General features: G+C 53.8%; 31 protein-coding genes and 2 pseudogenes. 20 read left to right on the top strand and 13 right to left on the bottom strand.

Features of this window, described 5'->3' with window-relative positions; translation table 11 throughout:
* Window positions 1–4: 4 nt before the first annotated feature.
* The 6 genes from NVIE_RS02810 (at window position 5) to NVIE_RS02790 (ending at window position 3,028) form a co-directional block, all read left to right on the top strand.
* Window positions 5–862, top strand: coding sequence for a prephenate dehydrogenase/arogenate dehydrogenase family protein (locus NVIE_RS02810; RefSeq protein ID WP_227717534.1), 858 nt, complete (start codon window positions 5–7; stop codon window positions 860–862).
* A 25-nt stretch (window positions 863–887) separates the two neighbouring features.
* Window positions 888–1,145, top strand: a complete 258-nt coding sequence (locus tag NVIE_RS02805; protein WP_144239437.1) for a hypothetical protein — start codon at window positions 888–890, stop codon at window positions 1,143–1,145.
* Window positions 1,146–1,204: 59 nt separating this feature from the next.
* On the top strand, window positions 1,205–1,810 hold the full coding sequence (locus tag NVIE_RS02800) for a hypothetical protein (RefSeq protein ID WP_075053923.1): 606 nt from the start codon (window positions 1,205–1,207) through the stop codon (window positions 1,808–1,810).
* A gap of 39 nt (window positions 1,811–1,849) precedes the next feature.
* Window positions 1,850–2,011: a hypothetical protein gene (locus NVIE_RS15160; RefSeq protein WP_158435055.1), complete on the top strand. Its 162-nt coding sequence runs from the start codon at window positions 1,850–1,852 to the stop codon at window positions 2,009–2,011.
* A gap of 72 nt (window positions 2,012–2,083) precedes the next feature.
* A complete protein-coding gene (locus tag NVIE_RS02795; RefSeq protein WP_075053922.1) occupies window positions 2,084–2,560 on the top strand; it encodes a hypothetical protein in 477 nt (158 codons plus the stop codon).
* Window positions 2,561–2,599: 39 nt separating this feature from the next.
* Entirely contained in the window at window positions 2,600–3,028 is a 429-nt protein-coding gene (locus NVIE_RS02790) for an SRPBCC domain-containing protein (RefSeq protein WP_075053921.1), read from the top strand.
* Here the strand turns inward: NVIE_RS02790 and NVIE_RS02785 are convergent.
* Window positions 3,025–3,561 (bottom strand): hypothetical protein, encoded by a 537-nt coding sequence (locus tag NVIE_RS02785; protein ID WP_075053920.1) that lies wholly within the window; start codon window positions 3,559–3,561, stop codon window positions 3,025–3,027. The genes NVIE_RS02790 and NVIE_RS02785 overlap by 4 nt on opposite strands.
* Before the next feature lie 73 nt (window positions 3,562–3,634).
* Between NVIE_RS02785 and NVIE_RS16260 the strand changes: the two are divergent.
* Window positions 3,635–3,832 (top strand): annotated as a pseudogene (locus tag NVIE_RS16260) (DnaJ domain-containing protein); the annotation flags it as partial.
* A gap of 218 nt (window positions 3,833–4,050) precedes the next feature.
* On the opposite strand, the gene NVIE_RS02775 reads toward NVIE_RS16260, so the two are convergent.
* The 3 genes from NVIE_RS02775 to NVIE_RS02765 all read right to left on the bottom strand — a co-directional run bounded on the left by NVIE_RS02775 (window position 4,051) and on the right by NVIE_RS02765 (window position 5,593).
* Complete coding sequence (locus tag NVIE_RS02775; protein ID WP_075053918.1) at window positions 4,051–4,266, bottom strand: hypothetical protein; 216 nt, start codon at window positions 4,264–4,266, stop codon at window positions 4,051–4,053.
* Between the two features lie 165 nt (window positions 4,267–4,431).
* A complete protein-coding gene (locus tag NVIE_RS02770) occupies window positions 4,432–4,932 on the bottom strand; it encodes an ester cyclase (RefSeq protein WP_227717453.1) in 501 nt (166 codons plus the stop codon).
* A gap of 328 nt (window positions 4,933–5,260) precedes the next feature.
* Window positions 5,261–5,593, bottom strand: coding sequence for a hypothetical protein (locus tag NVIE_RS02765; protein ID WP_075053916.1), 333 nt, complete (start codon window positions 5,591–5,593; stop codon window positions 5,261–5,263).
* A 150-nt stretch (window positions 5,594–5,743) separates the two neighbouring features.
* Between NVIE_RS02765 and NVIE_RS02760 the strand changes: the two genes are divergently transcribed.
* Window positions 5,744–6,040, top strand: a complete 297-nt coding sequence (locus tag NVIE_RS02760) for a V-type ATP synthase subunit F (RefSeq protein WP_075053915.1) — start codon at window positions 5,744–5,746, stop codon at window positions 6,038–6,040.
* Here the strand turns inward: NVIE_RS02760 and NVIE_RS02755 are convergent.
* Window positions 6,037–6,636, bottom strand: coding sequence for a class II aldolase/adducin family protein (locus NVIE_RS02755; RefSeq protein WP_075053914.1), 600 nt, complete (start codon window positions 6,634–6,636; stop codon window positions 6,037–6,039). The two genes, NVIE_RS02760 and NVIE_RS02755, sit on opposite strands and share 4 nt — an antisense overlap.
* An 84-nt stretch (window positions 6,637–6,720) precedes the next feature.
* Between NVIE_RS02755 and NVIE_RS02750 the strand changes: the two genes are divergently transcribed.
* Entirely contained in the window at window positions 6,721–7,998 is a 1,278-nt protein-coding gene (locus NVIE_RS02750; RefSeq protein WP_075053913.1) for a PQQ-dependent sugar dehydrogenase, read from the top strand.
* 129 nt (window positions 7,999–8,127) lie between these two features.
* Here NVIE_RS02750 and NVIE_RS02745 read toward each other — a convergent pair whose 3' ends face one another.
* Complete coding sequence (locus NVIE_RS02745) at window positions 8,128–9,828, bottom strand: sensor histidine kinase (protein ID WP_075053912.1); 1,701 nt, start codon at window positions 9,826–9,828, stop codon at window positions 8,128–8,130.
* Window positions 9,829–10,022: 194 nt separating this feature from the next.
* Here NVIE_RS02745 and NVIE_RS02740 point away from each other — a divergent pair, with 194 nt between their 5' ends.
* Genes NVIE_RS02740 through NVIE_RS02730 form a run of 3 tightly spaced genes read left to right on the top strand, consistent with a single transcriptional unit; the run spans window position 10,023 to window position 11,492 of the window.
* A complete protein-coding gene (locus NVIE_RS02740; protein WP_075053911.1) occupies window positions 10,023–10,553 on the top strand; it encodes a response regulator in 531 nt (176 codons plus the stop codon).
* Between the two features lie 18 nt (window positions 10,554–10,571).
* A complete protein-coding gene (locus NVIE_RS02735) occupies window positions 10,572–10,823 on the top strand; it encodes a hypothetical protein (RefSeq protein ID WP_075053910.1) in 252 nt (83 codons plus the stop codon).
* Between the two features lie 60 nt (window positions 10,824–10,883).
* On the top strand, window positions 10,884–11,492 hold the full coding sequence (locus NVIE_RS02730) for a CDP-alcohol phosphatidyltransferase family protein (protein ID WP_075053909.1): 609 nt from the start codon (window positions 10,884–10,886) through the stop codon (window positions 11,490–11,492).
* A gap of 25 nt (window positions 11,493–11,517) precedes the next feature.
* On the opposite strand, the gene NVIE_RS02725 is transcribed toward NVIE_RS02730, so the two are convergent.
* The gene (locus NVIE_RS02725; protein ID WP_075055957.1) at window positions 11,518–11,805 is read right to left on the bottom strand and encodes a 30S ribosomal protein S26e; all 288 of its coding nucleotides are present in this window, start codon (window positions 11,803–11,805) and stop codon (window positions 11,518–11,520) included.
* A 216-nt stretch (window positions 11,806–12,021) separates the two neighbouring features.
* Here NVIE_RS02725 and NVIE_RS02720 point away from each other — a divergent pair, with 216 nt between their 5' ends.
* Both NVIE_RS02720 and NVIE_RS02715 read left to right on the top strand, forming a co-directional pair.
* Complete coding sequence (locus NVIE_RS02720) at window positions 12,022–12,939, top strand: PfkB family carbohydrate kinase (protein WP_075053908.1); 918 nt, start codon at window positions 12,022–12,024, stop codon at window positions 12,937–12,939.
* 40 nt (window positions 12,940–12,979) lie between these two features.
* The gene (locus NVIE_RS02715) at window positions 12,980–13,981 is read left to right on the top strand and encodes an NAD(+)/NADH kinase (RefSeq protein ID WP_075053907.1); all 1,002 of its coding nucleotides are present in this window, start codon (window positions 12,980–12,982) and stop codon (window positions 13,979–13,981) included.
* Here the strand turns inward: NVIE_RS02715 and NVIE_RS02710 are convergent.
* Window positions 13,971–15,599, bottom strand: a complete 1,629-nt coding sequence (locus NVIE_RS02710; RefSeq protein ID WP_227717452.1) for a CTP synthase — start codon at window positions 15,597–15,599, stop codon at window positions 13,971–13,973. The genes NVIE_RS02715 and NVIE_RS02710 overlap by 11 nt on opposite strands.
* A 90-nt stretch (window positions 15,600–15,689) precedes the next feature.
* On the opposite strand from NVIE_RS02710, the gene NVIE_RS02705 reads away from it, so the two are divergent.
* Window positions 15,690–16,073: a hypothetical protein gene (locus NVIE_RS02705; protein WP_075053906.1), complete on the top strand. Its 384-nt coding sequence runs from the start codon at window positions 15,690–15,692 to the stop codon at window positions 16,071–16,073.
* A gap of 849 nt (window positions 16,074–16,922) precedes the next feature.
* Here the strand turns inward: NVIE_RS02705 and NVIE_RS02695 are convergent.
* Window positions 16,923–17,204, bottom strand: a complete 282-nt coding sequence (locus NVIE_RS02695; protein ID WP_075053904.1) for a hypothetical protein — start codon at window positions 17,202–17,204, stop codon at window positions 16,923–16,925.
* Between the two features lie 8 nt (window positions 17,205–17,212).
* On the bottom strand, window positions 17,213–18,370 hold the full coding sequence (locus NVIE_RS02690; RefSeq protein WP_158435053.1) for a Cdc6/Cdc18 family protein: 1,158 nt from the start codon (window positions 18,368–18,370) through the stop codon (window positions 17,213–17,215).
* A gap of 79 nt (window positions 18,371–18,449) precedes the next feature.
* Between NVIE_RS02690 and NVIE_RS02685 the strand changes: the two genes are divergently transcribed.
* From NVIE_RS02685 to trpA, 3 genes are read left to right on the top strand one after another with little or no spacing between them, the layout of a single operon-like run.
* The gene (locus tag NVIE_RS02685; RefSeq protein WP_075053902.1) at window positions 18,450–19,253 is read left to right on the top strand and encodes an indole-3-glycerol phosphate synthase TrpC; all 804 of its coding nucleotides are present in this window, start codon (window positions 18,450–18,452) and stop codon (window positions 19,251–19,253) included.
* 43 nt (window positions 19,254–19,296) lie between these two features.
* Window positions 19,297–20,517 carry a tryptophan synthase subunit beta gene (trpB, locus tag NVIE_RS02680; RefSeq protein ID WP_075053901.1) on the top strand — a complete coding sequence of 407 codons (1,221 nt, stop codon included), beginning with the start codon at window positions 19,297–19,299 and terminating at the stop codon, window positions 20,515–20,517.
* Window positions 20,501–21,337 (top strand): tryptophan synthase subunit alpha, encoded by an 837-nt coding sequence (gene trpA / locus NVIE_RS02675; RefSeq protein WP_075053900.1) that lies wholly within the window; start codon window positions 20,501–20,503, stop codon window positions 21,335–21,337. The genes trpB and trpA overlap by 17 nt, the downstream gene beginning before the upstream one ends.
* Here trpA and NVIE_RS02670 read toward each other — a convergent pair.
* Genes NVIE_RS02670 through NVIE_RS02660 form a run of 3 tightly spaced genes read right to left on the bottom strand, consistent with a single transcriptional unit; the run spans window position 21,324 to window position 23,170 of the window.
* On the bottom strand, window positions 21,324–21,650 hold the full coding sequence (locus tag NVIE_RS02670) for a hypothetical protein (protein ID WP_075053899.1): 327 nt from the start codon (window positions 21,648–21,650) through the stop codon (window positions 21,324–21,326). The genes trpA and NVIE_RS02670 overlap by 14 nt on opposite strands.
* 59 nt (window positions 21,651–21,709) lie before the next feature.
* On the bottom strand, window positions 21,710–22,273 hold the full coding sequence (locus NVIE_RS02665; RefSeq protein ID WP_144239435.1) for a hypothetical protein: 564 nt from the start codon (window positions 22,271–22,273) through the stop codon (window positions 21,710–21,712).
* 60 nt (window positions 22,274–22,333) lie between these two features.
* Window positions 22,334–23,170 (bottom strand): coiled-coil domain-containing protein, encoded by an 837-nt coding sequence (locus NVIE_RS02660; protein ID WP_075053897.1) that lies wholly within the window; start codon window positions 23,168–23,170, stop codon window positions 22,334–22,336.
* A 568-nt stretch (window positions 23,171–23,738) separates the two neighbouring features.
* Here NVIE_RS02660 and NVIE_RS16255 point away from each other — a divergent pair.
* Together NVIE_RS16255 and radA are read left to right on the top strand one after the other, a co-directional pair.
* Window positions 23,739–23,876 (top strand): annotated as a pseudogene (locus tag NVIE_RS16255) (DUF5679 domain-containing protein); the annotation flags it as partial.
* A gap of 245 nt (window positions 23,877–24,121) precedes the next feature.
* Entirely contained in the window at window positions 24,122–25,141 is a 1,020-nt protein-coding gene (gene radA, locus NVIE_RS02650; RefSeq protein ID WP_075053895.1) for a DNA repair and recombination protein RadA, read from the top strand.

Genomic DNA, 25,141 nt, shown 5'->3' with positions numbered 1-25,141 from the left:
GGGAATGCAGGTCGCAATCATCGGCGCTGCAGGCAAGATGGGCACATGGTTCTGCGGCTACTTTGCAAGGCAGAGCAATAACAACGAGGTCAGTGCCTTTGACGTCAAGCCTTTTGAGATAAAAAATGTCAAAAATGCCAGAAACATTGCAGATTGCGTGAAAAACGCGGACCTTGTAATGGTGTGCGTCCCGGTGAAGCACACGCCTGCCGTGATAAAGCAGTGCGCCAAAGCAATGAGGAAGCAGGGCGCCTTGCTTGCAGAGATATCGTCCATCAAGGCCAAGGCGCTTCCTGCGCTAAAAAAGACGCAAAAGGACATCGTTGCGCTGTGCATCCATCCAATGTTCGGGCCGGGCGCAGGCGAGAAAAAGCAGCTAAAGATGCTTGCAGTCCCGGTGCGCAATAAAGAAAAGGAACTTGGCGCGATAAACAACGTTTTTGCAGGCATGTCAGTCAAGGTGCTGCCTGACGCCCGCACACACGACAGGGCTATAGCCGCCGTCCTTGGCCTGACGTACTTTTCCAACGTGGCCTTTGCAGGCATGCTTGCGCGCGAAGACCTTGCAACCCTCAACGAAGTCGGCGGGACCACCTTTGCAATCCAGTCCATGCTTGCCCAGAGCGTCATGACCGACGAGCCGGAACTCATAGCGGCGCTCATACGCGACAACCCGCACGCCCAAAGGTACATGCGCCAGTACATGAAGGAAGCAGGCGCGCTTGCATCAGCCAAAGGCTCCTTGCTTGAGGCACGGCTGACAAAGACCAAGAAAAGGCTGCAAAAGCAGGCAGACCTCGACGCGTCGTACAGGCGCATGTACGGGATCATAGAGCTTTTGGGCAGGCCGGCGGCGGAATAATTTACTACATCATATATACGCGTCCTTGCCTCAAGAATTTGTGACTCTTCTCTGGCGCGACTCGTGGCTCAAGCCCCTCACAGACGGCGACGTCGGCACGGAAAACTGCGCCCTCTGCAAAAAAGAGTTCAAAGAGATCGAGTTTGTGACGGCGTGCGACTTTTGCGACATCGGCATAATGCACGACTCGTGCGCAAACAGGCACATACTGCAAAAGCACAGAAAAGAGCTTGAGGGCAAGATCGGATCTCACAGGGACAAGCCACTGCATGACTACCAGTAAAAATGTCAACAAATTTTGCGCTGCCCTCTTTTTAGAGCAAAAGTGCAAAGGTGCACGGATTGAAGCTCTTTACATTTAACGCCAGCTCTTTTGCGCTTGACGCAAGCGTCGAGAGCCTGCTAAAGTCAAGGGGTGCAATCACGCTTGATTTTGGCTCGTCTGCATACATCAACTCTGACGCCATGCCGGCAATACTGTCAGAGCTTGCCGCAGCAGCGTCTTCTTCAGAGTCATCCAATGCTGCCAACGAGGCGCTTGTCGCTCAGCTCAAGATGGAACTAGGCAAGTTTGGGGCCGAGCGCCAAAAGCTCATGGACGAAAACACGCGCCTTGCGTCGCAGCTGCGCACGTACGCAAGCGAGGTCAGCATGCTCAAGGCGCAGGCTTTTACTTCAGCAAAGACCATCGAGACACTAAAGGCGGAAAATGCAAGGCTGCAGGCAGCGCCAAAAAGCGCGCCGGCACCGCAAGCTGCAGCAGCATCCAGTGACGCGGTGCAGCAGGCCTATGAAAAGCTGAAAAAAGAGTTCCAGGCGCTAAAGGCCCAGAATGCAGAGGCGATAACCTCTCTGAAGGTCCTCGAAGACGAAAACGACGAGTTGCGCGAAGAGGTAGAGATGCTGCGCAGCCAGGCAAAAAATGCACCGGCGCCAAAAGCCGGATGATTTTAAGACTTATATAACCAAATAAGCGTGATTTTCTTTATGGTCGAAAAGATGACGGCCGTCTGGCTGATTATACTGACTATTGTCGTCTGCGCGGCAGTCCCCGGAGTGCTCATCTATACAACTTCGCTTCCGCCCAAGATGCTGACGGGGCTCCCGCTAGTGGAGAGCACGAACCACGTGCTGGCACTGAGCCAGTAACCTAAACATTATTTTTTCCAGCCTGCTGCGCACAAAGACTTTTAACTTTTTGACGAGCGCCTGTCCATAATAATGGGTTTTGGTGGGCAGGAGCCGGGAAAAAAGAGGCGCCTCATGTGGTCCATGGCGCTCCTTGCTGGCGTAGTCATTGTCGCCGGGGTCGGGACAAAAGCAGTTACCGACTATTTGCGCTCCCAGGACCCGATATACCAGTGCATAGAAAATCCGCTTGCAGAGCCGTACCAGCTCACAGTGCCCGTATCGGCGACGGTGGACGGCGCGCCTGCACGCATACCTAGCGGGGTCGGCATAACCGACAGCTGCACGCTGCCTGTGCACACCCTGCAGGAAAACACCATCCATGTCGCCTACGGGGAGCCGTATGCGTTTACGCTGGGCCATTTCTTGTACAACTGGATAGGGCAGGACCTGACCAAGTACGACACCAAGGTCTACGTTAATGGCGTCCTGCACACCAATGGCAGCTTTTTGGACATACCGCTCAAAAACGGCGACTCGATAAGGATCGAGTTTACGACGAGAAAGTAAATAACCTTCCCCTGCGGTGCACTTGTTGCTGCTGCCGGCTTGAAAGAGATCCATACAGAGATAGAGATTGCCGCAAGCGCCCAGCGCGTGTGGGAAGTGCTTGCCGATTTCGCAAAATATGGCGAGTGGAATCCCTTCATAAGACAAGTCAGGGGCGAGCCGCGGGAAGGAGCAAAACTAGAGATCCACATAACTACGCCTGCGGGGACAAAGCGCACGTACGAGCCCAAGGTGACCAAGGCAGAGCCGGGAAAAGAACTGAGGTGGTTTGGCAAGGTGCCGGGGTTCCTGTCAGGCGAGCACATATTTGCCATCGAAGACGCAGGCAGCGGTGGCAGGGTGAAATTCATCCACCGGGAGGTCTTCGGCGGCCTGCTATCGTCGTTTTTCAAGGACACCGACGACGTCAAGGCCGGCTTTGAAGAGATGAACCGGGCCCTAAAGGCGCGCGCCGAGGGCCAGAGCTAGAACTGCAGGAAATACGATGCTATCGACACCGCGACTATGATGATGTTTGTGGCAAAGTGCAGCGCGTACGCGTGGTCAAGGCCGCGCTTTTTGTACAGGTGCCTGTAGAAAAAGCCAAGCGGCAAGAGCGCGAGGGCGACGTGCACCGCAACACCCATTGCAATGTGCAAAAACGCCCAGACGACTGTGAGAAGCGCGGTCTTGCGAAAGTACATTTCCTCGAAATAGTTGACGTGGATGAGCATGTATACCAGCATCGGCACGAACGGGAGCACGCCCCACAGCCCCTGGCCAGCCGACGGCCCAAGGGCGATGTTGTAGCCAAGCCAAGACCAGTTCAGGATGGGTATTGCGGAGAAAAAGTCCATTGCAAATATGACGTACGCTATCAAGATGCCTACCGTGAGCGGGAGGTAGACAAGCGACCGCAGGCCGTTTCTGATGTTTTTCAGCCTCGTCTTGGTCTCCTTGACCAGAAGGAGCGTGGGGATGACCGTGGCCACGTAAAAGATGATTAGAAACGTGCTGTCCAAGAGCGCCTATAGTAGGCAGCCCTAGAATATATGCCGTTGCAAGTTTATTTACGAGGTCTTTGAAACGTACCAGGTGCCAAACTACTACGAAGTGCTTGGCCTCAAGCCCGGAGCATCCCCGGACGAGATAAAAAAATCGTTCAGGAGTTTGGCCATGAAATACCACCCTGACAAGAACAAGGGCTCGGAGGAATCCAAGCAAAAGTTCATGAAGATAGTCGAGGCGTACGAGGTCCTATCAAACGCGCAGTCGCGCAAAAAGTACGACGAAAACGCGTTCTCTGTCCCAAGCCACGCAGAGTGGATGCCCTCGGCAGACTTTGCCAAGGTCTACAGCTATGAAGAATTGAAGCGCCAGTACCGCCAGGGCGGCAGCGTCCGGGGCGGCATGTGGGACATCAGCGACAAGGCGAGCATGGGCATGTGGAAGGCGACCATGATCCTGTTTGCAGGGCTTGCCGCAATCGTGATTTACATACTGATATTGAGCTAGTGCCTGTTGCGCCTGCGCCTGTGCTCTTCCTGGCGCGCCTTGTTCTTGTCAAACATGGCGTATTTGAAGGCAAAAAAGGCACCCACTATAAAGCCGGGAGCCGAGTAAAGGGTAAAGAGCGAGCCATATACGATTGAAAGCCCGATTGCAAGGCCGCCTGAAACAAAGCATGCAATCATGAACATCAAAAGCTGCGTTTTGCTAGCTGCCAAGCCACCTTGCATTGATGGCGATAGTATAAGTCGTTTTCTATCCTTTTTAGTAAATCCCTGCAAATCTAATATTTGCAGGCTGCCGAGTTTGCGATGGCAAAAGTCGACGATGATGCAACTCGCTCGTGTCGGACTCAGGTAGCGGATGAAAAAAAAGCCACCTACTTACTTGCCCTTGCTCATCATTCCCTTCCAGGCGTTAAAGATGGGTTCGTACTGCGGCGATGCGGCTCCGATTACTCCAAGCTGCATCATGAATCTCAGGTCATCGCGAATCGCCTGGTGCTCGATTATCTTGCCATCAGCGATTCGCACAATGTGTGCCGCCCGGTACGAAAAGCTGTGGCCTGTCGGCGGGATGCCAAAAAAATCTCCTGTGTGCCGGCCTGTAACTAGCATTATCGATACGACCCTGTCATTTGAAGCGATGCTCTCTTGCTCTTCATAATGGAGGTCGCTAAACGCGGCTCTCAACTTTCGGACGGTGTCGATAAACTCCTCGGGACCGCGAAGTTTCGCTCTTTCCGGGCTGGCTTGGGACTCGTGGTTGAAGTAATTTGGATGCATAAATTCAGAAGCCTTAGTCACATCTCCGGTATTCAGGGCTTGTATCGAACGTCGGACGATCTCTACGTTTCTTTCTCCTGCCTGCTGTTGCGCTGACATGAACATATTCGCACATCATGTCATTTAAGACGCTTGGAAGAATTGTCTGTCATGACCTACTCTACGTTCTGTCAGGATATGTTGTATTTCTTTTCCATCTTTTTTATCTTGTATATGGTAAGAAAGCTTGCAGCCAGCGAAAAGAGCAATGCTATGATCATGATGTCTTGTTTGTTCATATATGCCACCACCAGGTACACGATCGCAGACGTGACATATCAGATATTTGGAAGATTTTTCGCTAAGAATGCCATGTCAGAACGCTGTCACTGATTTTTTTCATCTTGTTGATGAAGAATTGCAAAAAAAAGAAAAAAGATTGCCCGCCTTAAAGCGGGATTGCTATGAACTGGCTGTCCTTTCCGCTGCCGATTTTCTGGATGTCCAGCAGGTTCTTTCCCGCCTTCAAAAGGGCCATGATTGCATCTGCCTTCTTGACCCCCATCGAAAGCACCTTTTCCGCCTGCGGCTCTTTCGGGTCAATCACCGTAAAGTGAATCGACTTGCCGCCGGTCTTTTTGCCTTCGAACTCGCTGTCCGCGATTTCGATCCTGTTCACGTTGAACTGCAGTGTCCGCCTTTCGCCAGGGGCCAGTTTGAGGAACTTGCCGCTTGCTTTCTTGGCCTCTTCAAATGCTTGGAATATGTTTTGGTTTGACATTGAGGGTAATGAGATGTTCAAAGATAAAGCTATTGTAGCACCTTGGGGAGAGGGGGAGGAGGGGCCATTACCAACTTTACTTTTTTTGCAGCAGGGCGGGTTTCACCTCAAAAAGAATAAAAAGGGATAAAGTCAAGCGCACAACAAGATATGCGAATAATTGCCATTGGAAGCCGCGTCTTTGTTACCAGCTTCCAGCTTGCCGGCGTCAAGGGCGTCAAGGTCGAGTCGTCGGCAGAGGCGCTTGCCGAGATCAACAAGATGGGCGACACAAGCGACGTCGGGCTCGTGCTTTTGAGCGACGACATTGGAAAAGAGATTCGCACGCAGCTGACGACGCTTCGCGCCAAGAGGCCGATCCCGCTCATCTTTGAGCTCCCGTCCCCTGGAAGCAAGAAAGAAAAGGTAGACTATCGCGCCCTTTTGAAGCAGATCCTGGGCGTCTAGGAGAGGGTGCCGCTGGGCCCGCCAAGCAGCCTTGCGACCGTCAATATTTTTGCCCATTCTTCCAGCGACTCGACAATTGCGCGGGCGTGGTGTATGCTCTTGCCGGCTGCAACTACGCCGTGGTTCTTGATGACGACTGCGCTTGCGCCTTTTTCAAATTCCGCCGAGACTGCCTCTGCAAGCTCTATCGACCCGGACGGCCTGTTTTCAATAATTGCAGGGTCGCCGACAACTATTTTCGCCTCTTCAATAACGTGCACAAAGCCTGCTGGCGATATTGCAACGGCTATGGTGTATGGGCTGTGGGTATGGACGACCGTGTTCACGTCGCTCCTGGCGTTGTAGATCATCCTGTGCATGTTGTGCTCCCTGCTCGGCTTTTTCCTGCCAAAAACCCTGCCCGTTGGCAGGTCCATCCTGACAAGGTCGCCGGCGCGCAACAGGTAGCGCGGGGCCTCTGACGGCGTTATCCACATGCTCCTCTTGCCTGCCCTGACGCTATGGTTTCCCGAAACAGATGAGGTGAGGCCAAGCGAATAGAGGTCCCTGACGCACCTTGCAAGATCGCTTTTTATTGTTGTTGTTATTGCGTCCAACGGCAGTGTGCTATCTTGCAGCCCTTCGTCTATATAACAAGAAGCGTTTAATGCATAATAGCAAGAAAGGCGATAATTGGGGCAGTGAGGAAGGCCGTATTTGCCATAGCGGGTGCGATAATCGTCGCAGCCGCCATCGCGGCGGTCATCGGGGCATGGCAGACACGTACGGTCCCAGGCGTGACGGACAACATTACGTCCGCCGACATAATTTCGACGACCACAGGTGCCGGCGATCCTTTCAAGGCCATACCTGACTCGAACCTTCCTCAGTTGCGCGACACTTCTCTAAAGATCGAGAAAGTGGTCGAGGGCCTGTCCGGGCCTACCAGCATGGCGTTTGTCGGAAGCAGCAACAACGTGCTTGTCACGCAAAAGGGGGGCGATGTCCGGCTCGTCAAGGACGGCGCGCTGCAGCAGGGGCCGCTCCTGTCGTTCAAGGTCGATACCATAAGCGAGCGGGGCCTATTGGGGGTCGCCTACGCAAAAGACAGGATGTTCCTGTACATGACAGAGCAGAGCGGCCTTGATATCAGAAACCGCGTTTACAGCTATGACCTGCAAAACGGGACGCTGTCCGGCAAAAAGATGATCCTTGACCTTCCTGGAACGCCGGGGCCAAACCACGACGGGGGCAAGATGATTGTCGGCCCCGACGGCTTCCTGTACGCAGTCATCGGCGACCTGAACCGAAACGGCATGCTGCAGAACTACAAAAACGGCGCCGCGCCTGACAACACCTCTGTGATACTGAAGGTTGGGCCTGACGGCGCGCCTGCCGCAAACATCCTGTCCGGCGCTGCCGGTCTTGAAGGCTATTACGCGTACGGCATAAGGAACAGCTTTGGCATGGACTTTGACCCGCGCACCGGGAAACTGTGGGACACGGAAAACGGCCCTGACAGGTACGACGAGGTAAACGTGGTGGAGCCGGGCTTTAACAGCGGGTGGGAGCGGGTTATGGGCCCCATTTCAAGGTCGCAGGCAGGCGAGGGCGATTTTGTGGCGTTTGAAGGGGCGCACTACTCTGATCCGGCGTTCAGCTGGCTCCGGTCCATGGGCGTGACGGACATCGAATTTCTGAACTCGACCAAGCTTGGCAAGTACGCGTACAACGTTTTTGTCGGCGACATCAACAACGGCAACCTGTACTACTTTACCGTAAACGGGGGGAGGGACGGCTTTGTGCTTGAAGGCAACCTGTCGGACCGTGTGGCAGACAACAATGCAGAGGCGTCCGCGATCACGCTTGGCACCGGCTTTGGCGGGATAACAGACATCGAGACGGGGCCGGACGGCAACCTCTACGTCCTGTCGTACAGCAAAGGAAGCATCTACCGGATCGTGCCTGCTGCTCAATGAGGAATTATAATTGATTTTCCCGAGCTACCATCAAGTCTGTTGTAGATCAGCTAATTCTTTTAAGGCTACTAGAATTCTTGTGGGCCACTGGAAACGCGCACATGCAGTTGAATAATTTTATTTCGGTATCTAAAGCTCGGCAACGCGGTTTTTCATTTTTTCCACCTGGGTGATTGGCAGGGAGATCTCGAACACCGCCCCGCCGGCCTCGCCATTGCGTGCAGAGATCCTGCCGTTGTGGGCGGCGACTATTGCCTTGCTTATGAAAAGCCCGAGGCCCGTACCGTAGTAATTCTCGGACCCCGCATTTTTTGTGACAAACTTGCCAAAGAGGTTTGGAAGTATCTCGGCCGGGATGCCCGGGCCGGTGTCGCTGATAATGATGTCAAGCCTGTTCAGCTCGGCAAAATAACGGGTCTCGATTCTGATAAAGCCCTGCTTTGTGAATTTTGCAGCGTTGCCGATGATGTTTGTGAGCACCTGCATGATGCGGCTCCTGTCCGCCTCTATCGTCATACCTGGCGGCGTGGCAAACCGCGTCTGCATCTCCACGTTTTGCGAGCTCAATTTCTGCGAATTTGCAGCCTCTAGCACGGCTTCGTTTATCTGCACCTTTTCAATCGCGTACGACAGGTTGCCGCTTTCTATCCTGCTCACGTCCAGGATGTCCGAAGAAAGTTTCTGCAGCCTCTTGGCCTGCCGGTCGATTACCTTCAGAGCCTCGTCCTTGTCTGCCATCCCGTTCAGCGCCAGGTCGCTGTAGCTTATGATAGGCTGGAGTGGCGTCCTGAGCTCGTGCGCTGCTATGTTGATAAAGTCGTCCTTTATCTTGTCGGCGGCCTTGAGCCTTTCGTAGCTTGCACGGATCAGCTGCTCGTTCTGCTTGACGATCTTGTTGTACTGTATGCTTGACAGGGCGAGCGAAATGATGTTGGTAAAGTAGCTTGCGTCCTTTAGGATGTGTGAAACATTGTGGGCGGTGTCAAATGGATTTGCAGAATACGCCATTATGATCTGGCTGTACACGTCAAGCATCAGAGAAGCCAGGATTCCCTTGTAAAATACGTCGTTTATCCTGTAGACTTTTTTCTTGTAAAAGAGGAACAGGGCAAGTGAAAACAGGAACAGTGGCGGGATTTCATAGGGCCTGTGGATGGGAAAGCCGATTACGATGTTTGGAAGGACCGTGAAAAAAGAGATTACCGTCAGAAACGTCGCACTGACTATTGTCAGTATTATGATGGACAGAGAAACAAGCGGCTTGTCAAGCGCCCCGCGCCGTGCAGGCGCCGGCATAGTTGCTGCGTACCGGTCTGGTTTTTCCTCGCGCTGGATGTCTTCTCCATCCGGTTGTTGTGGTGGCGGCGTACCTGCCAGCGTCTTGATTGATGGTGTTGCGTACCTGAGTATGGCAATGACCATCACTGAACTGATGAACGTCCTTCCTGCAAACCATGTCTGGGGTATGAAGTAGCCCAGAAACAGCGTTTCGTTTGCCGCATTGTAGGAAAGCGATGCGTGGAGCGCGTCGATAATGGCGCTGGTAAGGTATGCAAGGCCGATCAAAAGGCTGAACCTGTCCTTTGTCTGGTATGCGCGGAAAAGCCCATAGATGGCCACTATTGCGGCAAACACTACTGCAAACAGCTCAAAGTAAAAGTGGTGGGTGTCGTTTCCTACCCAGAGGCTCAGGTTGGTAGACACGATTGCGATGGCGACGAGCGGTATTGACGGCACTATGGTATACTTGACCAGGGTGGCCAGCAGGCCTGACCTGGTTTCTCTGGCCTGCGTCTCGTTATTGGAAATAAATGACTTGTTATTTGCCATTTATGGTTCTTTTATTGGTTATTGTCATGCTCTACGTAGTATTTTAACAAATCATAGGAAAGGCAAGTTCACTCGATTTTATCGCACTCATTTTCACATAGCCAATCATTGTTTGTTGCAAAATTTCATCTTTTCAATAAAAAATGAAAAGAACTGGACAGCCTTATTAACAGGTAGGCCCTGTTTTAGGAAAAATGAAGATACTGATCGCAGAGGATGAACGCGACGTTCTGGACGCGTACAGAATTGCGCTCAGTGCACAGGGCCACGAGGTCGTGGCCACGGAAAACGGCAAGGACTGCGTCAACGTCTACAAGCGGCATTATGAAGAATTTGCAAAAACCACAGGGGGCGAAGCAAGAATGCACATGCGCTCCCCCTTTGACGCGGTCTTGCTGGATTACCGCATGCCCAAAAAGGACGGCATGGAAGTGGCGCAGGAGATACTCGCCCTCTACCCGCGCCAGCGCATCATATTTGCTTCAGCATATGTTAGAGAAACCCTGCTTGACTCGGTAAACCAGCTGAACCGGGTTGTAGAATTGCTGCAAAAGCCGTTCAGGATAAAAGCGCTGATAGACACCCTTGAAGACAAGGAAATCTATGACGGGCTCAAGGCGCTCAACGTAAAGGTGGACCAGCTAAAAAGCACGAATCCCTCGCATGAGCAGGTATCGGCATTGCTTGAAGGGCTGAAAAAGTTGCAAAAGGGAAGGACCTTTTAGAGGACGTGGAAAGGCGCCTTGTCCCTTGCATCTGCAAATCCTCACAATCCTGACCTTCGCAGGGCAGTAGAGAAAGCGCTCGACAACATCCTGGGCGAAGATCCAAAAAACGTGCTTATGCACCGGCTGGTGGAATCTCATCGCATCTCTTTTGAAGGAAACGGGCAGTCGTCCTTGATGGACGTTGAAAAGGCGCTTGAAGCAGTGCTTGGCGCAGGAGCAGAGATAATCATCGAGTTGGTGCGCAGAGAGCTTGGTCAGCTCTGGTGAATCAGGCCTGATAATGTTGCAGTAAACTATTATGCAGGCATACAGGTATCAGCATAACAGTTGCTAAACAAGCTGCGCGACTCGCTCCAGCCTACTATGGAGAAGCTCGGGTCGGGCTTTGCATCGACCGGGCTTTCGGCCAACTTTTGGACAGGGGTCGGCCTTGCACTGGCACTTGCCGCCGGCGCCGCGTACGCGTCGGCATCCTTTGGAGCTGGGGCATACGTTGCCGCTGTAATCGGAGGCGTGCTCTTGCTCGTGTCCGGGTTTTTCGACATGATAGACGGCGCCGTCGCACGCGTGACAAAGCAGGCGTCAAAGAAGGGGGCTTTTCTTGACTCGTCGTTTGACAAGATTGCCGAAGTGGTCGTTTTCATAGGCATCGCCGTCGGCGGCCTTGCAAACCCTGTGTGGTGCATGGTCGGCCTTGGGATGTCCTTGCTTGTGAGCTACACGCGCGCAAGGGCTGAGTCGCTTGGGGTGGAGCTGAAGGGCATCGGCATCGGCGAGCGGGCCGAGCGCATGCTGATCCTTGCGATAATCGGGTTCATACCGTTTGACGGTACGCCGGCAAATGATGGCGCGCTAGAATGGGCAGTGATAATCGTGTCCATAGTCGCAGGGATTACGCTGGTGCAGAGGATAGTGGCGACTGCGAAAAAGTTGTAATATAATAGTGGTAGAAAAATTGGGTTTACCAGAGCCTTCCGCCCGTACGGCGTTCTGCCTCTGATCTAACCTTTACGATTCCCCTGTGGACGGCACACGATACGCAATAGAACTTGACGTCCGTCGACATCGGGATGTAAGCACCCTGCGCCTTTAGCTCCTTGGCAAGTGTAGGCTCGACAAGCGTGATCCTGCCTGTGACCTTCTTGGCCTTGTCGCGAGGAACAAGAGCGCCGCACTGGCTGCAGTGCACAACACCTGAACTGCCCTTGCCTCCCTTGGAACGGCCACGGCTTGCTCGTTTCTTTGGCATAGGCGAGATTGCCATCCGCCATACTTTAAAGCTTGTGATTATTGTGCGAAAAAGGGGCACAGGGTCAGAAAAGTTTGCCCATAAAGCTTATAGCTAGGATGCAGGCCTATATACTCTCAAGGGCAAGCGTCTCTGCACCGCCATCCCAAAAAAGGTTGCAGGGGCGCCCAAAAAAGCCCTTTTATTACACTTTGCAAGAAAAAGGCAGCAATCGCATTGAAGATAGGCATCGCCTCCCACGTTGTCCTTGACACGATAAAGGGCGCAGACGGCACAGTGGTTGAGAGCATGGGAGGCCCGCCTTGCTACTGCGGGATAACCGCAAGGCGCTTTGGCTTCGACGTCGAGCTTGCGACAAGGGTGGGAGGCGATTTTCCCGAAGAGCAGCGGAACTTTCTTCGTGACAACAGCATCACCTTAAAAGAAGACAGGCACGTCGCCAAGGACGCGCAAACGACGCGTTTCCGGCTCGAAATGGAAGGCGACTTGCGCAGGCTGTTCCTGCAGTCAAGGTGCGAGCCGGTTTCAGAGCGGCAAATACAGGATGCGAAGGTCGACTGCTGGCTCGCAAGTCCGGTAATTGACGAGGTCCCGCCAGATACGCTTGTCGCGATAAAGAAACACCGCGGAAAAAAGAACTTTGTGATGCTGGATCCGCAGGGCTACATGCGCAGGGCAGGGCCTGACGGCGGCAGCATCTCTTTTGTCGACAAACTCGACATCGACCTTTCGGGGATAACCGCGCTCAAGGTCGACAGGCAGGAAATGTCCGCATTGACTGGCGGAATGGAAGGCTTGGAGGGGATGCGGGCGCTGCAGGCAAGGGGAGTCGAGTTTGTCGTGGCAACCGAGCACAGGGTCGTTCACCTGCTCCACAAGGACATGCACTACTGGATAAAACTGCGCGACATTGACACGCCGGACTCGACTGGCGCCGGCGACATACTTGCGGCAGGCTTTGCATGCGGCTATGTGAAGGAAAAGGATCCGCTGTGGGCAATATGCTTTGGCGCCGGCGCGCTGCGTGCCGCGCTTGAGACAAAAGAGCCGGGCCTTGCCAAGATCCCGCCCATGAACAAGATAGAATCAAGCGCCTCGTACTTTTACAACACGGTAAGCTTCAAGCGGCTCTAATCTAGCTTTAAATCAGGCGGCGCGCATAGGAAGGCGGTTAATGAAGGTAGCCCTCTGGGGTGTCGACTCGCGCGATGGCGCACTTCTCACAAAGATGAAAAAGACCCTTGATTCTCTCGGCGTCAAATCCCAGATAATGAGGGATGGCGACTATGGCACGGCTTCAGAGGTCGACATGGTACTTGTCGCCGGCGGCGACAGGGGCATCCTGGAATACTTTCACAAGGTGACTGCCGCCTCTGCGCCAGTGCTTGGCATCTACGAGACTGACTCTACCGGCTTTCTTGCCCAGCTGGATGTTCGCGACCTGGAAAAGGCGACTGCGCGCCTGAAAAGGGGCGAGTACAAGGTCGACGAGGTTTTCCGGCTTGCAGTAAGGGTCGACGGAAAGGAAGTCGACCCTGTGCTTAACGACGTCGCTGTTTTCCCGAGCAAGAGCGCGACTTTGATGGAGCATGTATTGAAGATAGACGGAAGGGACATCTGGCACGACAACAGCGACGGCGTGATAATATCCACTCCAACAGGATCGACTGCGTACACCATGTCCGCCGGCGGGCCGATGGTGATTCAAAAATCGCAGGTGTTTGTCGTGGTCTCTGTAAACTCGCTTGACAACACCCGCAGGCCCCTCGTCGTCCCAAACGACGCCAGTATCGAGATTGCAGACATTACCAGCCGCTACCACTGCGAGGTAGTCCTGGACGGCGGAAGGCGCGTCCGGGTGAAAAACATACTAGAATGCTCCAAGCACGCATTCCCTGCGCGGCTTGTGCGCACCGCCGACGATTCCGCGGCGTCGCTCATGGCCAAGAAGGTGCGCCTGGCAGAGGACATGCTAAAGATGCCTCCAAGCGCGAAACTGATACTGAAAACGCTAGAGTACGAGGGCGCGCTCAGCCAGAAGGACCTTGCCACAAGGACGATGCTCCCAGAGCGCACAATCCGGCTCTCGCTTTCCCACCTCATCGAGGGCGGGTACGTCAAGAAAAAGACGTCGCTTCGCGACGCAAGGCAGAGGATCTACGAGCTCAAGATCTAGCCGCTGCCCTTACGAAGGCGTCAAACGCCTGCTCGGGCTTGCCGGGCCTGCTTGAAAACTCGGCATGGTACTGCACGGCAAAGTAGAACTTGTGGTCTGGGATTTCAAGTATCTCCATGCGCCTGCCGCTGTCAGAGTGCGCCGACAGCACGAGCCCTGCCTTTGTCACCGCGTCGAGGTAGTTCTGGTTGAACTCGTAGCGGTGCCGGTGCCTGCGCCTTATCGTCGTTGCGCCGTACAGCTTGTGTGCAAGCGTTCCCGGCGTGACTGCAATGTCGTGCGCGCCAAGGCGCATTGTCCCTCCCATGTCGTGTACGTTGCGCTGCTCCGGCATAAAGTCAACAACCGGGTTCTTGGTGTGTAGGTCAAGCTCGGTCGAGTTGGCGCCTGCCATGCCGCAGACGTGTCGGGCAAAGGCGACTATGGCCAGCTGAAAGCCAAAGCAGATGCCGAGGTACGGCACTTCGTTTTCGCGTGCAAAGTTTGCCGCGCTGATGATTCCTTCGCTTCCGCGCTTGCCAAAGCCGCCTGGCGCAAGGATTCCCTGGTAGTCATTTAGCAAGGCGACCTTTTTCTCGCCGCCGTTCTCGAATTTCTCCGAGTCGATCCAGTCTATTTCCACCTTTTTGCCGATGCTTGCGCCTGCATGCGACAGCGCGTGGTAGACGCTGACGTAGCTGTCCGGCAGCGTGACGTACTTGCCGACGACTGCTATCTTGACAGAGCCATTGTAGTCTGAAAACGAGCTTGCGACCTTTTTCCAGTCGCCCCATTTCGGCTTGCTGCGCTTCAGCGAGAGGCCCTGCGCCACCACCTTTAGCATGCCCTGGCTTTCAATCACCTCGGGCACCTTGTAGATGGAAGGCGCGTCGTGGCACGAAATGACGTTCTGCTGCTCCACGCTTGCAAAGAGCGAGATCTTGCGCCTTGCGTCAGGAGTCAGCGGCGTCTTGCACCTGACAGCAATTATGTCAGGCTGGATTCCTATCCTGCGCAGCTCCTGCACGCTGTGCTGCGTCGGCTTTGTCTTTTGCTCCCCTACTACGTCGAGCACTGGCGCAAGTGTGACGTGGATAAAAAGAGTGTTCTGCCTCCCCACTTCAAGCGCCATCTGCCGGAACGCCTCTAGAAACGGCAGGCTTTCAATGTCGCCTACCGTGCCGCCGCACTCCACCACCATGATGTCCAGTTTCTCTTTTTCTGCGGTCCTGCGCAGGTTTGCCTTTATGGCGTCAGTCACGTGTGGGATTATCTGGACGCACTGGCCGAGGTACTTGCCCTCCCTTTCGGCGGCTATCACGTCCATGTATATCCTGCCGGTGGTGATGTTGTGGTCCTTGGTCATCGACGTGTCAATGAAGCGTTCGTAATTGCCGATGTCCATGTCGCACTCGCCCCCGTCGTCTGTCACAAACACCTCGCCGTGAGCGACTGGGTTCATGGTCCCGGCGTCATAGTTGACGTACGGGTCTATCTTGACGCACGAGACCTTGTAGCCGGCAAGCTGGAGGAGCCTTGCCGTAGAAGAGGTAGTGACGCCCTTGCCTAGGCCGGACATGACACCGCCTGTCACAAAGATGAATTTCGACCTGCCGTTCTGGGGCTTGGACGACTGCACGTCTGACTTTTGAGGTGCGCCTTTTTATTCCTTTTTCCATGCGCTATGTTAATAAGAAGAAAACGCGAAATTAACCACGTTCTTCTAAAGATGCACGACCCTACAACAGAAAGGCAGAGGGGCAAGGCTGCGATAGACGCGGCCCACGCCGGTATTGCCCGGGAAGACGAAGGCAAGGTAAGCGCCCTTATCTCTGACGCGTACGGCGTTGACAGCGCAGAAGCGCTTGACATCCACACGAACTACCACGCAGAGCGCATAATCTCGGCGCTGGAAAAGCGCGCAAGGGAAAACGGGATGGGCAAAGACGCATTTGACGCCAAAGTGCAGGACCTCGACGTCGCAAGCCAGGCGTACCAGGTGGCGACGGGCCAGCTCGCAGAAGCGGCTGCGGTCGACATCATGTTCCGCAACCTATACAGGATGGAGAGCAAGGGCAGGGACAACGACAGGTACGTAAATTTCTATGGCTAGAAGGTCGATATCTTTTATTTTTACTCTTCAGACCAGCTATGAGGCACTACAGGGCCCCACATCTTAGAAAGGCTCAGGGCCATTCTTGGAGATTCTTGATATATTGACCTGACCGGTATGAACACTTCGGTTCAAGTTTTATTGCAGAAATAGGAACGTCGCTCTGCTGTCAATCGTTAAAGAATGGGCATCCCATGCCCACCATTATAGGTCAAATTTCGGCTTGGAAAGATACCTTTTGGCAGAGGCTTTTTGCTGTACGCCAGATACGCGACGTGTGTGGTGTAATTGTCTTTTAGCCAAAAGTAAGTGATGTATAGCATCAAAATACCTCATGCATTTTAGGGATGCCTATTTAGTGATAGGTTTGTAATTATTATATGACAATCGAATTACAGATAAGAATATTCAAGATTTGCCTTATCAAATATGATATACTTAATCGGTCTGCAAACCACTTAAATAAATATTACACTATCAGGTAGGTGATGTCGAACAACCAAACGACGAAAATTTTGTTGACGGGAGTTGTGCTCGTGGCTCTCGTTGGGATGATAACGGCGACGGCGTTGCCCGTAGATCAGGCCTTCGCGGACCATGACAAGGGTAAGGGCAAGAGTAAGGACAAGCATAGGGGTGGTAACGGCGGCGACGGTGGTAATGGTGGCGACGGAGGAGACGCGTAGTAACAAGTAGTAACACCAACACGATACATACTGAATGGGGCGGTAACTCTTACCTACCCCCCCACAAATTTTTCTATTTTTGCAGAGGAATTACAAAAGAGTCTTGTTTTTCCAAATAAATGTGCAATTTTAGAAGTATTTAAAATTTCAGGTACGTCAACTTTTACGGCTGATTGTGTCCGCCGACATAGCCCACGTCGCGGAAAAACTGCACCAGTTTTAAAACCTGCTCGTTTTCGGCAAGGCCGTACATCACGCTCGCATATCTGGCCTGCTTCACCCAGCCTATCTTCATCAGGTCGTCAAGGTTGTTCTTGATGTCTTCCCTTTTCAGGCCGGTCTTTTTGTGCAGGAGGTAGATGGTGGCCATCTTGCCTTCCTGAGCAAGCGCCCGGATTATCTTGATCTTGCCGATGCTCCCAAGGCCGGTCTCTATGTCGCTCATTGCTGTTGTTATTGCTTCTTCACCTTTGCCATAAGGATTGGCTCCAGCTCTGCAAGCGACGCGCCGTGCAGACCGATTTCCTTGAGCGACCGCATCTCGATCAGCCGGCGCGCCTTCAGGTCGTCAAGGTAATCCTCCACGTCCAGCTTTTTGATGCCAAGCTGCTCGGCAAGCTCGGCAGCGTAAAGCCTGATGTCTTTTAATTCGACATACTGCTTTTTCCTGCTCTTGAGGGCGCGCACCACTGCAACCAGGCTGACGATATGGTTCTTTGATAACTGTTCGATCTCCTCAGTCGTCAACGACGGGTGGGTCTGTCCGTGCACCTTGCGTACGTGCTCAAGCGTCACCCTGCCGGTGCCCTGCGACTCGGCCAGGTTGCCCGCGTACAGCAAGAGGTCAAGCGCATAGCGCACGTCGCCGTTTACCTCCGCAGAAGTCGTTATCTTGGCGACCTTGTCAATGACGTCAGAGCCTATCGCCCTTGGGTTGAACGCCTGCGCGCTCCTGCTCGACAGAATATCGCTCACCTGCTCCAGGGTGTACTGCGAAAATTCCATGGGCACGCGGCCAAGAGTGCTCAGCTCCGCAGGGTCGAGCCTGCTGTAAAAGTCGGTGCTCCTTGCGATGAATATGACGCCCTTGACGTTGCAGGGCTTGTCGGGCTCAAACTCGTTCAGGCGGGTAAGGTCGTAGATTATGCTAGTGTCCTTGCTTGTCTTTATCAAGTAGTCGATCTCGTCCATGACGACAAGCGCGTACTGCTTGTTGTTTCGCAGGTATTGCAACAGGTAGCGCAGCATCTCTTCTGCGCTGAGGCCCTGCGACGGCAGGTCGGGTGCAAGGCGCTCAAGCAAAAAGCGGTATATCGCAAACTTGTTTCCGCCCTGCAGTTTCAGGTTGATGTATGCAGTCTTGAGCGTCAGGCGGTTCTGGGCAAACCTTTCCTCGATCGTCTTTGTCGCCCTCGTGACGGTGGTAGTCTTGCCGATGCCTGCGACTCCTATCACCTGCAGGACGGTGAGCGGGAACCTGTCAGGGTCCTGCGCCGCCTCTGAAAACGCGTGAACCAGCTGCTGCACCTGTGCCTCCCGGTGCGGCAGCTCTTGTGGTATGTACCGGGGTGACAGCTTTGACCTGTCTGCAAAGACGGCGCTTTCTGGCATTTGCCTCTCTCTAATTTTTCCGCCGTCGGTATATATCAATATAGAATTAATAGCCGACTGCCCGTGCACAGATCTGCACATGAGTAGCAGCAGGTTTGCCAAGGCCGGCGACACCTTGGAACGCTTGGTGGAAAACTCGTTCAGGGCAATAGACGACGGCGCCTACGAGCTGAAAAGGAGCGTGAGCCACGACGCCATCAGCGTCAAAAAGGCCATCTTTGCCTGCAAGCATGCGCCCCTGATAACCGAGGTCAAGTTCGCGTCGCCTTCGCGGGGCAAGATACGCGAGGTCGGCACGCCTGCCGAGATTGCGATAGCGATGGAAGAAGCTGGTGCGACCGCGCTTTCCATCCTCACACAGCCGTACATGTTTGACGGCTCGCTTGGGAACCTGCTTGCAGTGAGAAAGGCCGTATCGATACCGCTTTTGATGAAGGACATTGTCGTAAGCGAGGTCCAGATAGACGCGGCCAAGCAGGCTGGCGCCGACTGCGTACTGCTTATCAAGGCGGTGTTTGACCGCGACCTGGCAGAATCCGGCATTGAAAAACTGCACGAGTATGCGCTCAGAAGGGAGCTGAACGTGCTTGTCGAGGCGCACAGCGAACGAGAATACGCAGACTGCCTCTCCGCAAATTACGAGCTTGTGGGCATCAACAACCGCAACCTTGCAGACCTGAAAATAGACATGGCAAACACAGAGCGCCTCATCAAAAAGCTTGGCAAGGGCAAGAGCGTGGTGATAAGCGAAAGCGGCATTGCCAAGCCGGCAGACATCCAGTACCTGCGCAGCGCAGGCGCTGACGCGTTCCTGGTCGGCACCAGCATCATGGAAACAGACGACATCGGCGCCAAAGTCAGGGAACTCTACAATGCCCTGTGAATATTAATAACCCTTGGGAGATACTGCACCCGTATACAGAGAGATGCTTGGAAGCTATCCCGTTGGCGGCAAGTTCGGCAGGTATGGGGGCAAGTTCATACCCGAGACGCTAGAGCCAGCCGTGCGGGAGCTAGAGTCTGCCTATGAAAAGTACCGAAACGACCCAGACTTTACAAAAGAACTGCACTACTACCTCACCCAGTACGCCGGGAGGCCCACCCCGCTATACTTTGCAAAGAACCTCACGGAATACGCCGGCGGGGCCAAGATACTGTTAAAGCGCGAGGACCTCTTGCACGGCGGGGCGCACAAGACCAACAACACGCTCGGCCAGGGCCTGCTGGCCAAGAGGATGGGCAAAAAGAGGATAATCGCGGAGACGGGGGCGGGCCAGCACGGGGTCGGGACGGCCCTTGCGTGCGCGATGCTCGGCCTGTCTGCAGAGGTCTACATGGGCTCAAAGGACGTCGAGCGCCAGAAACTCAATGTGTTTCGCATGCAGCTTTTGGGGGCAAAGGTCCACCCCGTCGATTCTGGGACAAAGACGCTAAAGGACGCCATCAACGAGGCAATACGCGACTGGATTTCAAACGTCAATACCACCTATTACCTCATAGGGACGGTGATGGGCCCCCATCCCTACCCGATGATGGTCAGGGATTTCCAGAGCGTCATTGGCAAGGAAGTAAAGGACGAGATGCAAAGCAAGCACGGCAGGCTTCCAAGCGCGGTGGTGGCCTGCGTCGGCGGCGGCAGCAACGCGATGGGCTCCTTTTACCCGTTTGTCGACGATTCTTCCGTGAGGCTGGTCGGGGTCGAGGCAGCAGGGGAAGGGATCAAGTCCGGCAAGCACGCCGCGACGCTGACTGCCGGGACTGCAGGCGTGCTCCACGGCATGTTCACCTATGTCTTGCAGGACAAGGACGGCCAGATAATGGACACCCACAGCATATCCGCGGGGCTTGACTATCCCGGAGTCGGGCCGGAGCACTCGATGCTCAAAGACCTAAACCGCGCCGAGTACGTGCCGTGCACGGACGACGAGGCGGTGGAGGCATTCCTGACGCTCTCAAGGCTTGAAGGCATCATCCCCGCGCTTGAATCGTCGCATGCAATCTCGCACGCCATCAAGATGGCAAAAGAGATGGACAGGGACGAGGTGATTGTAGTCACGCTGTCAGGCAGGGGAGACAAGGACGTGACCGTCGTCCAGGACTACCTCAATTCAAAAAAGGGCCGCAGGCACCATGCTGCAAGAAAATAACAGGATAAGCGCAAGGTTTGCAAGCCTTGCAGAAAATAAAGAGCGCGCCCTTGTCTGCTACGTGGTCGCTGGCTACCCTGACTTCAAGGCGACTGTTGAAATCATTGACGCGCTGGTTGCAGGAGGCGCCGACATCATCGAGATCGGAATACCGTTTTCAGATCCAATAGCCGACGGCCCGACCATCCAGCGCGCCTCGCAGGCGGCGCTTGACAGCGGCATCACGCCTGCCAAGGCGCTGCAGGTGGCAAGGCAGGTGAGGAAAAAGCACCCTTCTCTCCCGCTGCTTGTGATGACCTACTCGAACATCTTTGTAAAACCCGGGTGGGACGACTTTATCTCCCGGTGCAAAGAGGCAGGAGTAGACGGCTTTATCCTGCCCGACATGCCGGTGGAGGAGGCGTCGGACTATTTGGCAAAGGCAGCGCAGAGCGGCATGGCGACGGTATTCCTTGCGTCGCCAAACACCCCAGAAGAAAGGCTTGAAAAAATAGCGCAAAACTCGTCAGGGTTCATGTACCTTGTCTCGGTTTACGGGATCACGGGCGCAAGGCGCACCTTTGAAGACTATACAAAAGACGCGGTGCAGCGCGCCAAGAGGGCCGCAGGCGGCAGGATACCCGTCGGCGTGGGCTTTGGGATAAGCAAGCCCGAGCACGCCCGCTTTATGGTAAACGCGGGCGCGGACGCGATAATTGTTGGAAGCGCCATAATCGACAGGATTTCAAGCGCCAGGAACAAAAAGGTGATGCTAAAAGAGCTAAAGGCGTTTTCTGCGTCGCTCAAAAAGGCGTGCGTGTGTGCCGCTAATAGGGCATAACCAGGCCCGAGTTGTCGCTTGCAAACAGGATGTTGTTTAGCGTGACCTGAAACCGCCTGCCATTGTGCTCCACGATGACCTCGATGTCGTCAAGCGATTCGGAAGCCTCGTCGCCTTCCAGTTTCTTTATCGCCACGTGTATGGCCTCGTGCGACACGAGCGCGTCCATGAAGGGCTCGATGTGCGGGAAACTGCTCTGACCTGCCTTTGCGTCCTGCGCCGACTGGATCACAAGCATCGTCTGGCCGTCGTAGGTAAAATAGCCGGGCGAGTTGTCGATGGCGCAGGCAAGCGCAAAGTCATTAATAGCCATGCAGGCTTTTTTGATATTGTATCCGTCTTAATCCTTTTCGCTGAATTTGGACGGCAAATCTAGATCACCTTTACAAATATCGGGTAAACTTCAACGCTCGAATCGCCGATCACTTCAAGCTTCAGTTCCTTTGGCACAGGCCCCATGTCTTTGTCGACTCGCAAGTGCAGGTTTGTACCCGCAGTTGAACCTCTGCCACCATTTGTCATCAAATTCTCGTTTGCACCTTCTCCGTGGTAAGGAGTGAGGAAGAGGTTTTCCTGGTCAAACCTTGCATAAAGGTCATCACTGTGAGGAAAGTCTTCTGAAGGAATGATTAGCAGATGCAGCTTTTTTGGAACAGATGCCGAGCTCCAGGCGCATAGCTGGACAGGGGTTTCCTCACCTCGCTTTATGGTGACTGGGTTGGCAGAATTACTGCTGTACAGAGGGCTGCCACAAACTCCTACAAACGTCGTATGGGAAGGCAGACGCCTATACGACTCGTCCGCTTCTTTGCTGCTTATTGCGCTATTTGCCATGTTTCCAAAGAGCATCAATCCAAAGATGACCACAAATGCAGCGCCGACAGTCAATCCAATTACGACAGGTATCGCTTCTTGCGAATCCCTTCTTTCTTCCACGTTAGCCATGCGCTACTTGTGCTTTTGAATATGTTGTTGCCTGGCGCCAAATTACCTAGTCTAGTCTTTTTCGCTGTAGAGCAGACGCAGCTCATCAAGGCTAAGTTTTGAACCCGACTCTAGCTTCTTTCTGGCAGTCTCTTTTACCTTGAACAGCGCGTCGCTTGGCAGGTTGTAGCCGTACTCTTCGCGCTGGCGCTTTCTCATGGCAGACATTTCATCCAGGCGCGCGTTTATCGCGTCAAAGCGCTTGACGATGTCCTCGTACTCGGCAAGGCGCAAATTGCGCTCGGCTGCCAGCTTGCGCTTTGCATCGTACAGCTTGTCCATTTCCAGGTTGATTTCTGCCATCCTGACGCGCATTGTATCGCGCTCGTCGTTGAGCACCTTTACCGCGTTGCCAATGTCTGCCGACTGCTGTGCAAGCATGGCATACTGATCCTTTATCATGCGAGTGGCCTTTATAGCCTCCATCTTCATCGAGGCCTCCTTTACCCTTGAAAGTATCTCGCCTTTTTCGCGCTCGCCCCTGTACTGCTTGCTGTCAATTAGTGCCTGGTTTGACGCAACAATGGCCTGCAGCTCTTCCTCCTTTTCTGTTGGGAGCCTTGCCTCCATCATACTCAAGAAATTCTTGGCCTGCGAGATCTTTTCGCTTACCGACAGGAGGTCAGAGTTGTGCTTGTCGACTTCTGTTTTCACCTGCTTCATCCTTTCTGTGATAGAATCTAGCGCGGTTTTCTGGGCCTTGATGGCAGTGACTATGGCATGAAACTGGTTTCTGTCAATGTCGACCAGCCTGTCTGTGACGCCTTTCAGATCGCCGGCAACCTTGCGCTTTAGCGCAACGAGGTCTTCCCACCCAAGCGACTCTAGCGCCTTGCCTTCTGCCTCCAAGACACTCAAGATACGAGCAAAATTAGTATAAAAATATAATCTCTATGCCGAGAAGTTGCCGCTGCATCTCAAAAAGCATCCGTGGCAATGGATGTGAGGATATGCACCTCTTTCAAGCTGGCAAAAGATCTGTAATGGCTCATCCTGCAAGAAGAAACAGGCGGTAATGACCCTCCTGCTTTCTCTTACAGATAGTGTATGCAGGTTGCATTAAAAAAATAGCAAGCCGCCTTGGGCAAAGGTCACGAGCATTATATGAAAACCGCCAATCCTCTAGCCACAAGCATTCGAAAAACAGACCTGGGCACCGAAAATTCCTTCGTGACGTATGCCGATTTCAAGACATTGCCGAGCAGTGAGGGGTAGCGGATTCCACCGCAGGTATGCGGCGGGACAAGCTTTCTGGCGCACTTTGAGCCAAAAATGGCCTATTTTTTCTCGTTGGTTGCAGATTTTTTTATTTGGTGGCCGCATTTTGAGCAACTTTGCACCAATTTCATGCCCAAACGACCGAAAATCGGCCATCTTGGAGCTATTCTTATATCCAAGCGTGCGGGACGTAGCCACGTTGGCAACACAAGCATATTGTGTAAAGTGTAAAGCAAAGAGGGAAATGAAGGGAGAAAAACAGGTCACCATGAAGAACGGACGCAACGCGCTGTCTGGAACATGCTCGGTCTGCGGGACCAAGATGTTCAAGATTGGCGGTGGTAGCGGAGGCGGCGCCAAGGCCAAGGCCAAAGCGCCTGCCAAGAAGGCCGCCAAGAAGAAGGCAGGAAAGAAGAAAAAGTAAGTAAAAGTCATGTGTGTTTGTCCGGGTTTCTCCCCGGACGTTTTTTCACCTTTTAAAAATCGGACGACGCCACCACCGCCGTCACCCATCTACTACCCCTCCCTCCCCCACAGGTGCGCCGGATATTATATACTCCATCAGTACCGTAACAGACAGAAATGACCGAAACTTCCAGGAATGTTGTGGAGTTAGAAATAGAAGACATTGAAGGCATCGGGCCGACCACTGCTCGCAAGATGAGAGAGGCAGGCATCAGTTCAGTCATGGAGCTGGCTACTGCCGTTGCAGACGAGCTTGCGACCGACCTTGGCGGCTCCAAAGAGACTGCTAGCAACTTTATCATGGCAGCGCAGAAACTTCTCCGCGAAAGCGGTGTCCTTGACAACGAGTTTACCACTGCAGACGTCGAGCTTGAAAAGAGAAAGTCGCTCCTGCGCTGCTCTACAGGTGCAAGAGCACTCGACGAGCTCTTGCTCGGAGGCATCGAGACGCAGGCAATAACAGAATTCTACGGCGAGTTCGGCTCTGGCAAGTCCCAGATATGCCATACGCTGTGCGTCACGGCGCAGCAGCCGCCTTCTGACGGCGGCCTCGGCGGTGGAGTGATACTGATAGACACCGAAGGCACTTTCAGGCCAGAGAGGGTCGACCAGATAGCGAGGGCAAGGGGCCTTGACGCAGGCGAAGTGTTGAAGCGCATCGCCATTTGCAAGGCATACAACTCTAGCCACCTTGAGCTTATTGTCAAGTCGATGGGCAAGTACATTGACGACTTTAAGGCCAAGATGATAATAATCGACAGCATCATCTCGCTCCACAGGGCCGAGTTTGCTGGAAGGGGCACGCTTGCCGACAGGCAGCAGCGCCTCAACGGCCTGATGCACAAGCTGGTCAGGATAGCCGAGATCTACAACGTCGCAGTAATCGTGACAAACCAGGTCCAGTCAACGCCGGACACGTTCTTTGGCGACCCGACCAAGCCTGCAGGCGGAAACGTGATAGGCCATGCATCCACATACCGCATCTACCTGAGAAAGGCAGGAAACGACAGGGTGGCCAAGATAATCGACAGCCCGTACCACCCTTACTCTGACGTCAGGTTCACAGTGAACGAAAAGGGCATCGACGACACTGACGAGACCCCGAAAAAGAAGTCCAAGGACGCGGCAGAAGAGTAG

It is taken from the genome of Nitrososphaera viennensis EN76 (assembly GCF_000698785.1).
Lineage (GTDB): Archaea > Thermoproteota > Nitrososphaeria > Nitrososphaerales > Nitrososphaeraceae > Nitrososphaera > Nitrososphaera viennensis.
Note: the sequence above shows the minus strand (reverse complement) of the source record. Positions and strands in the feature narration are given on the sequence as shown.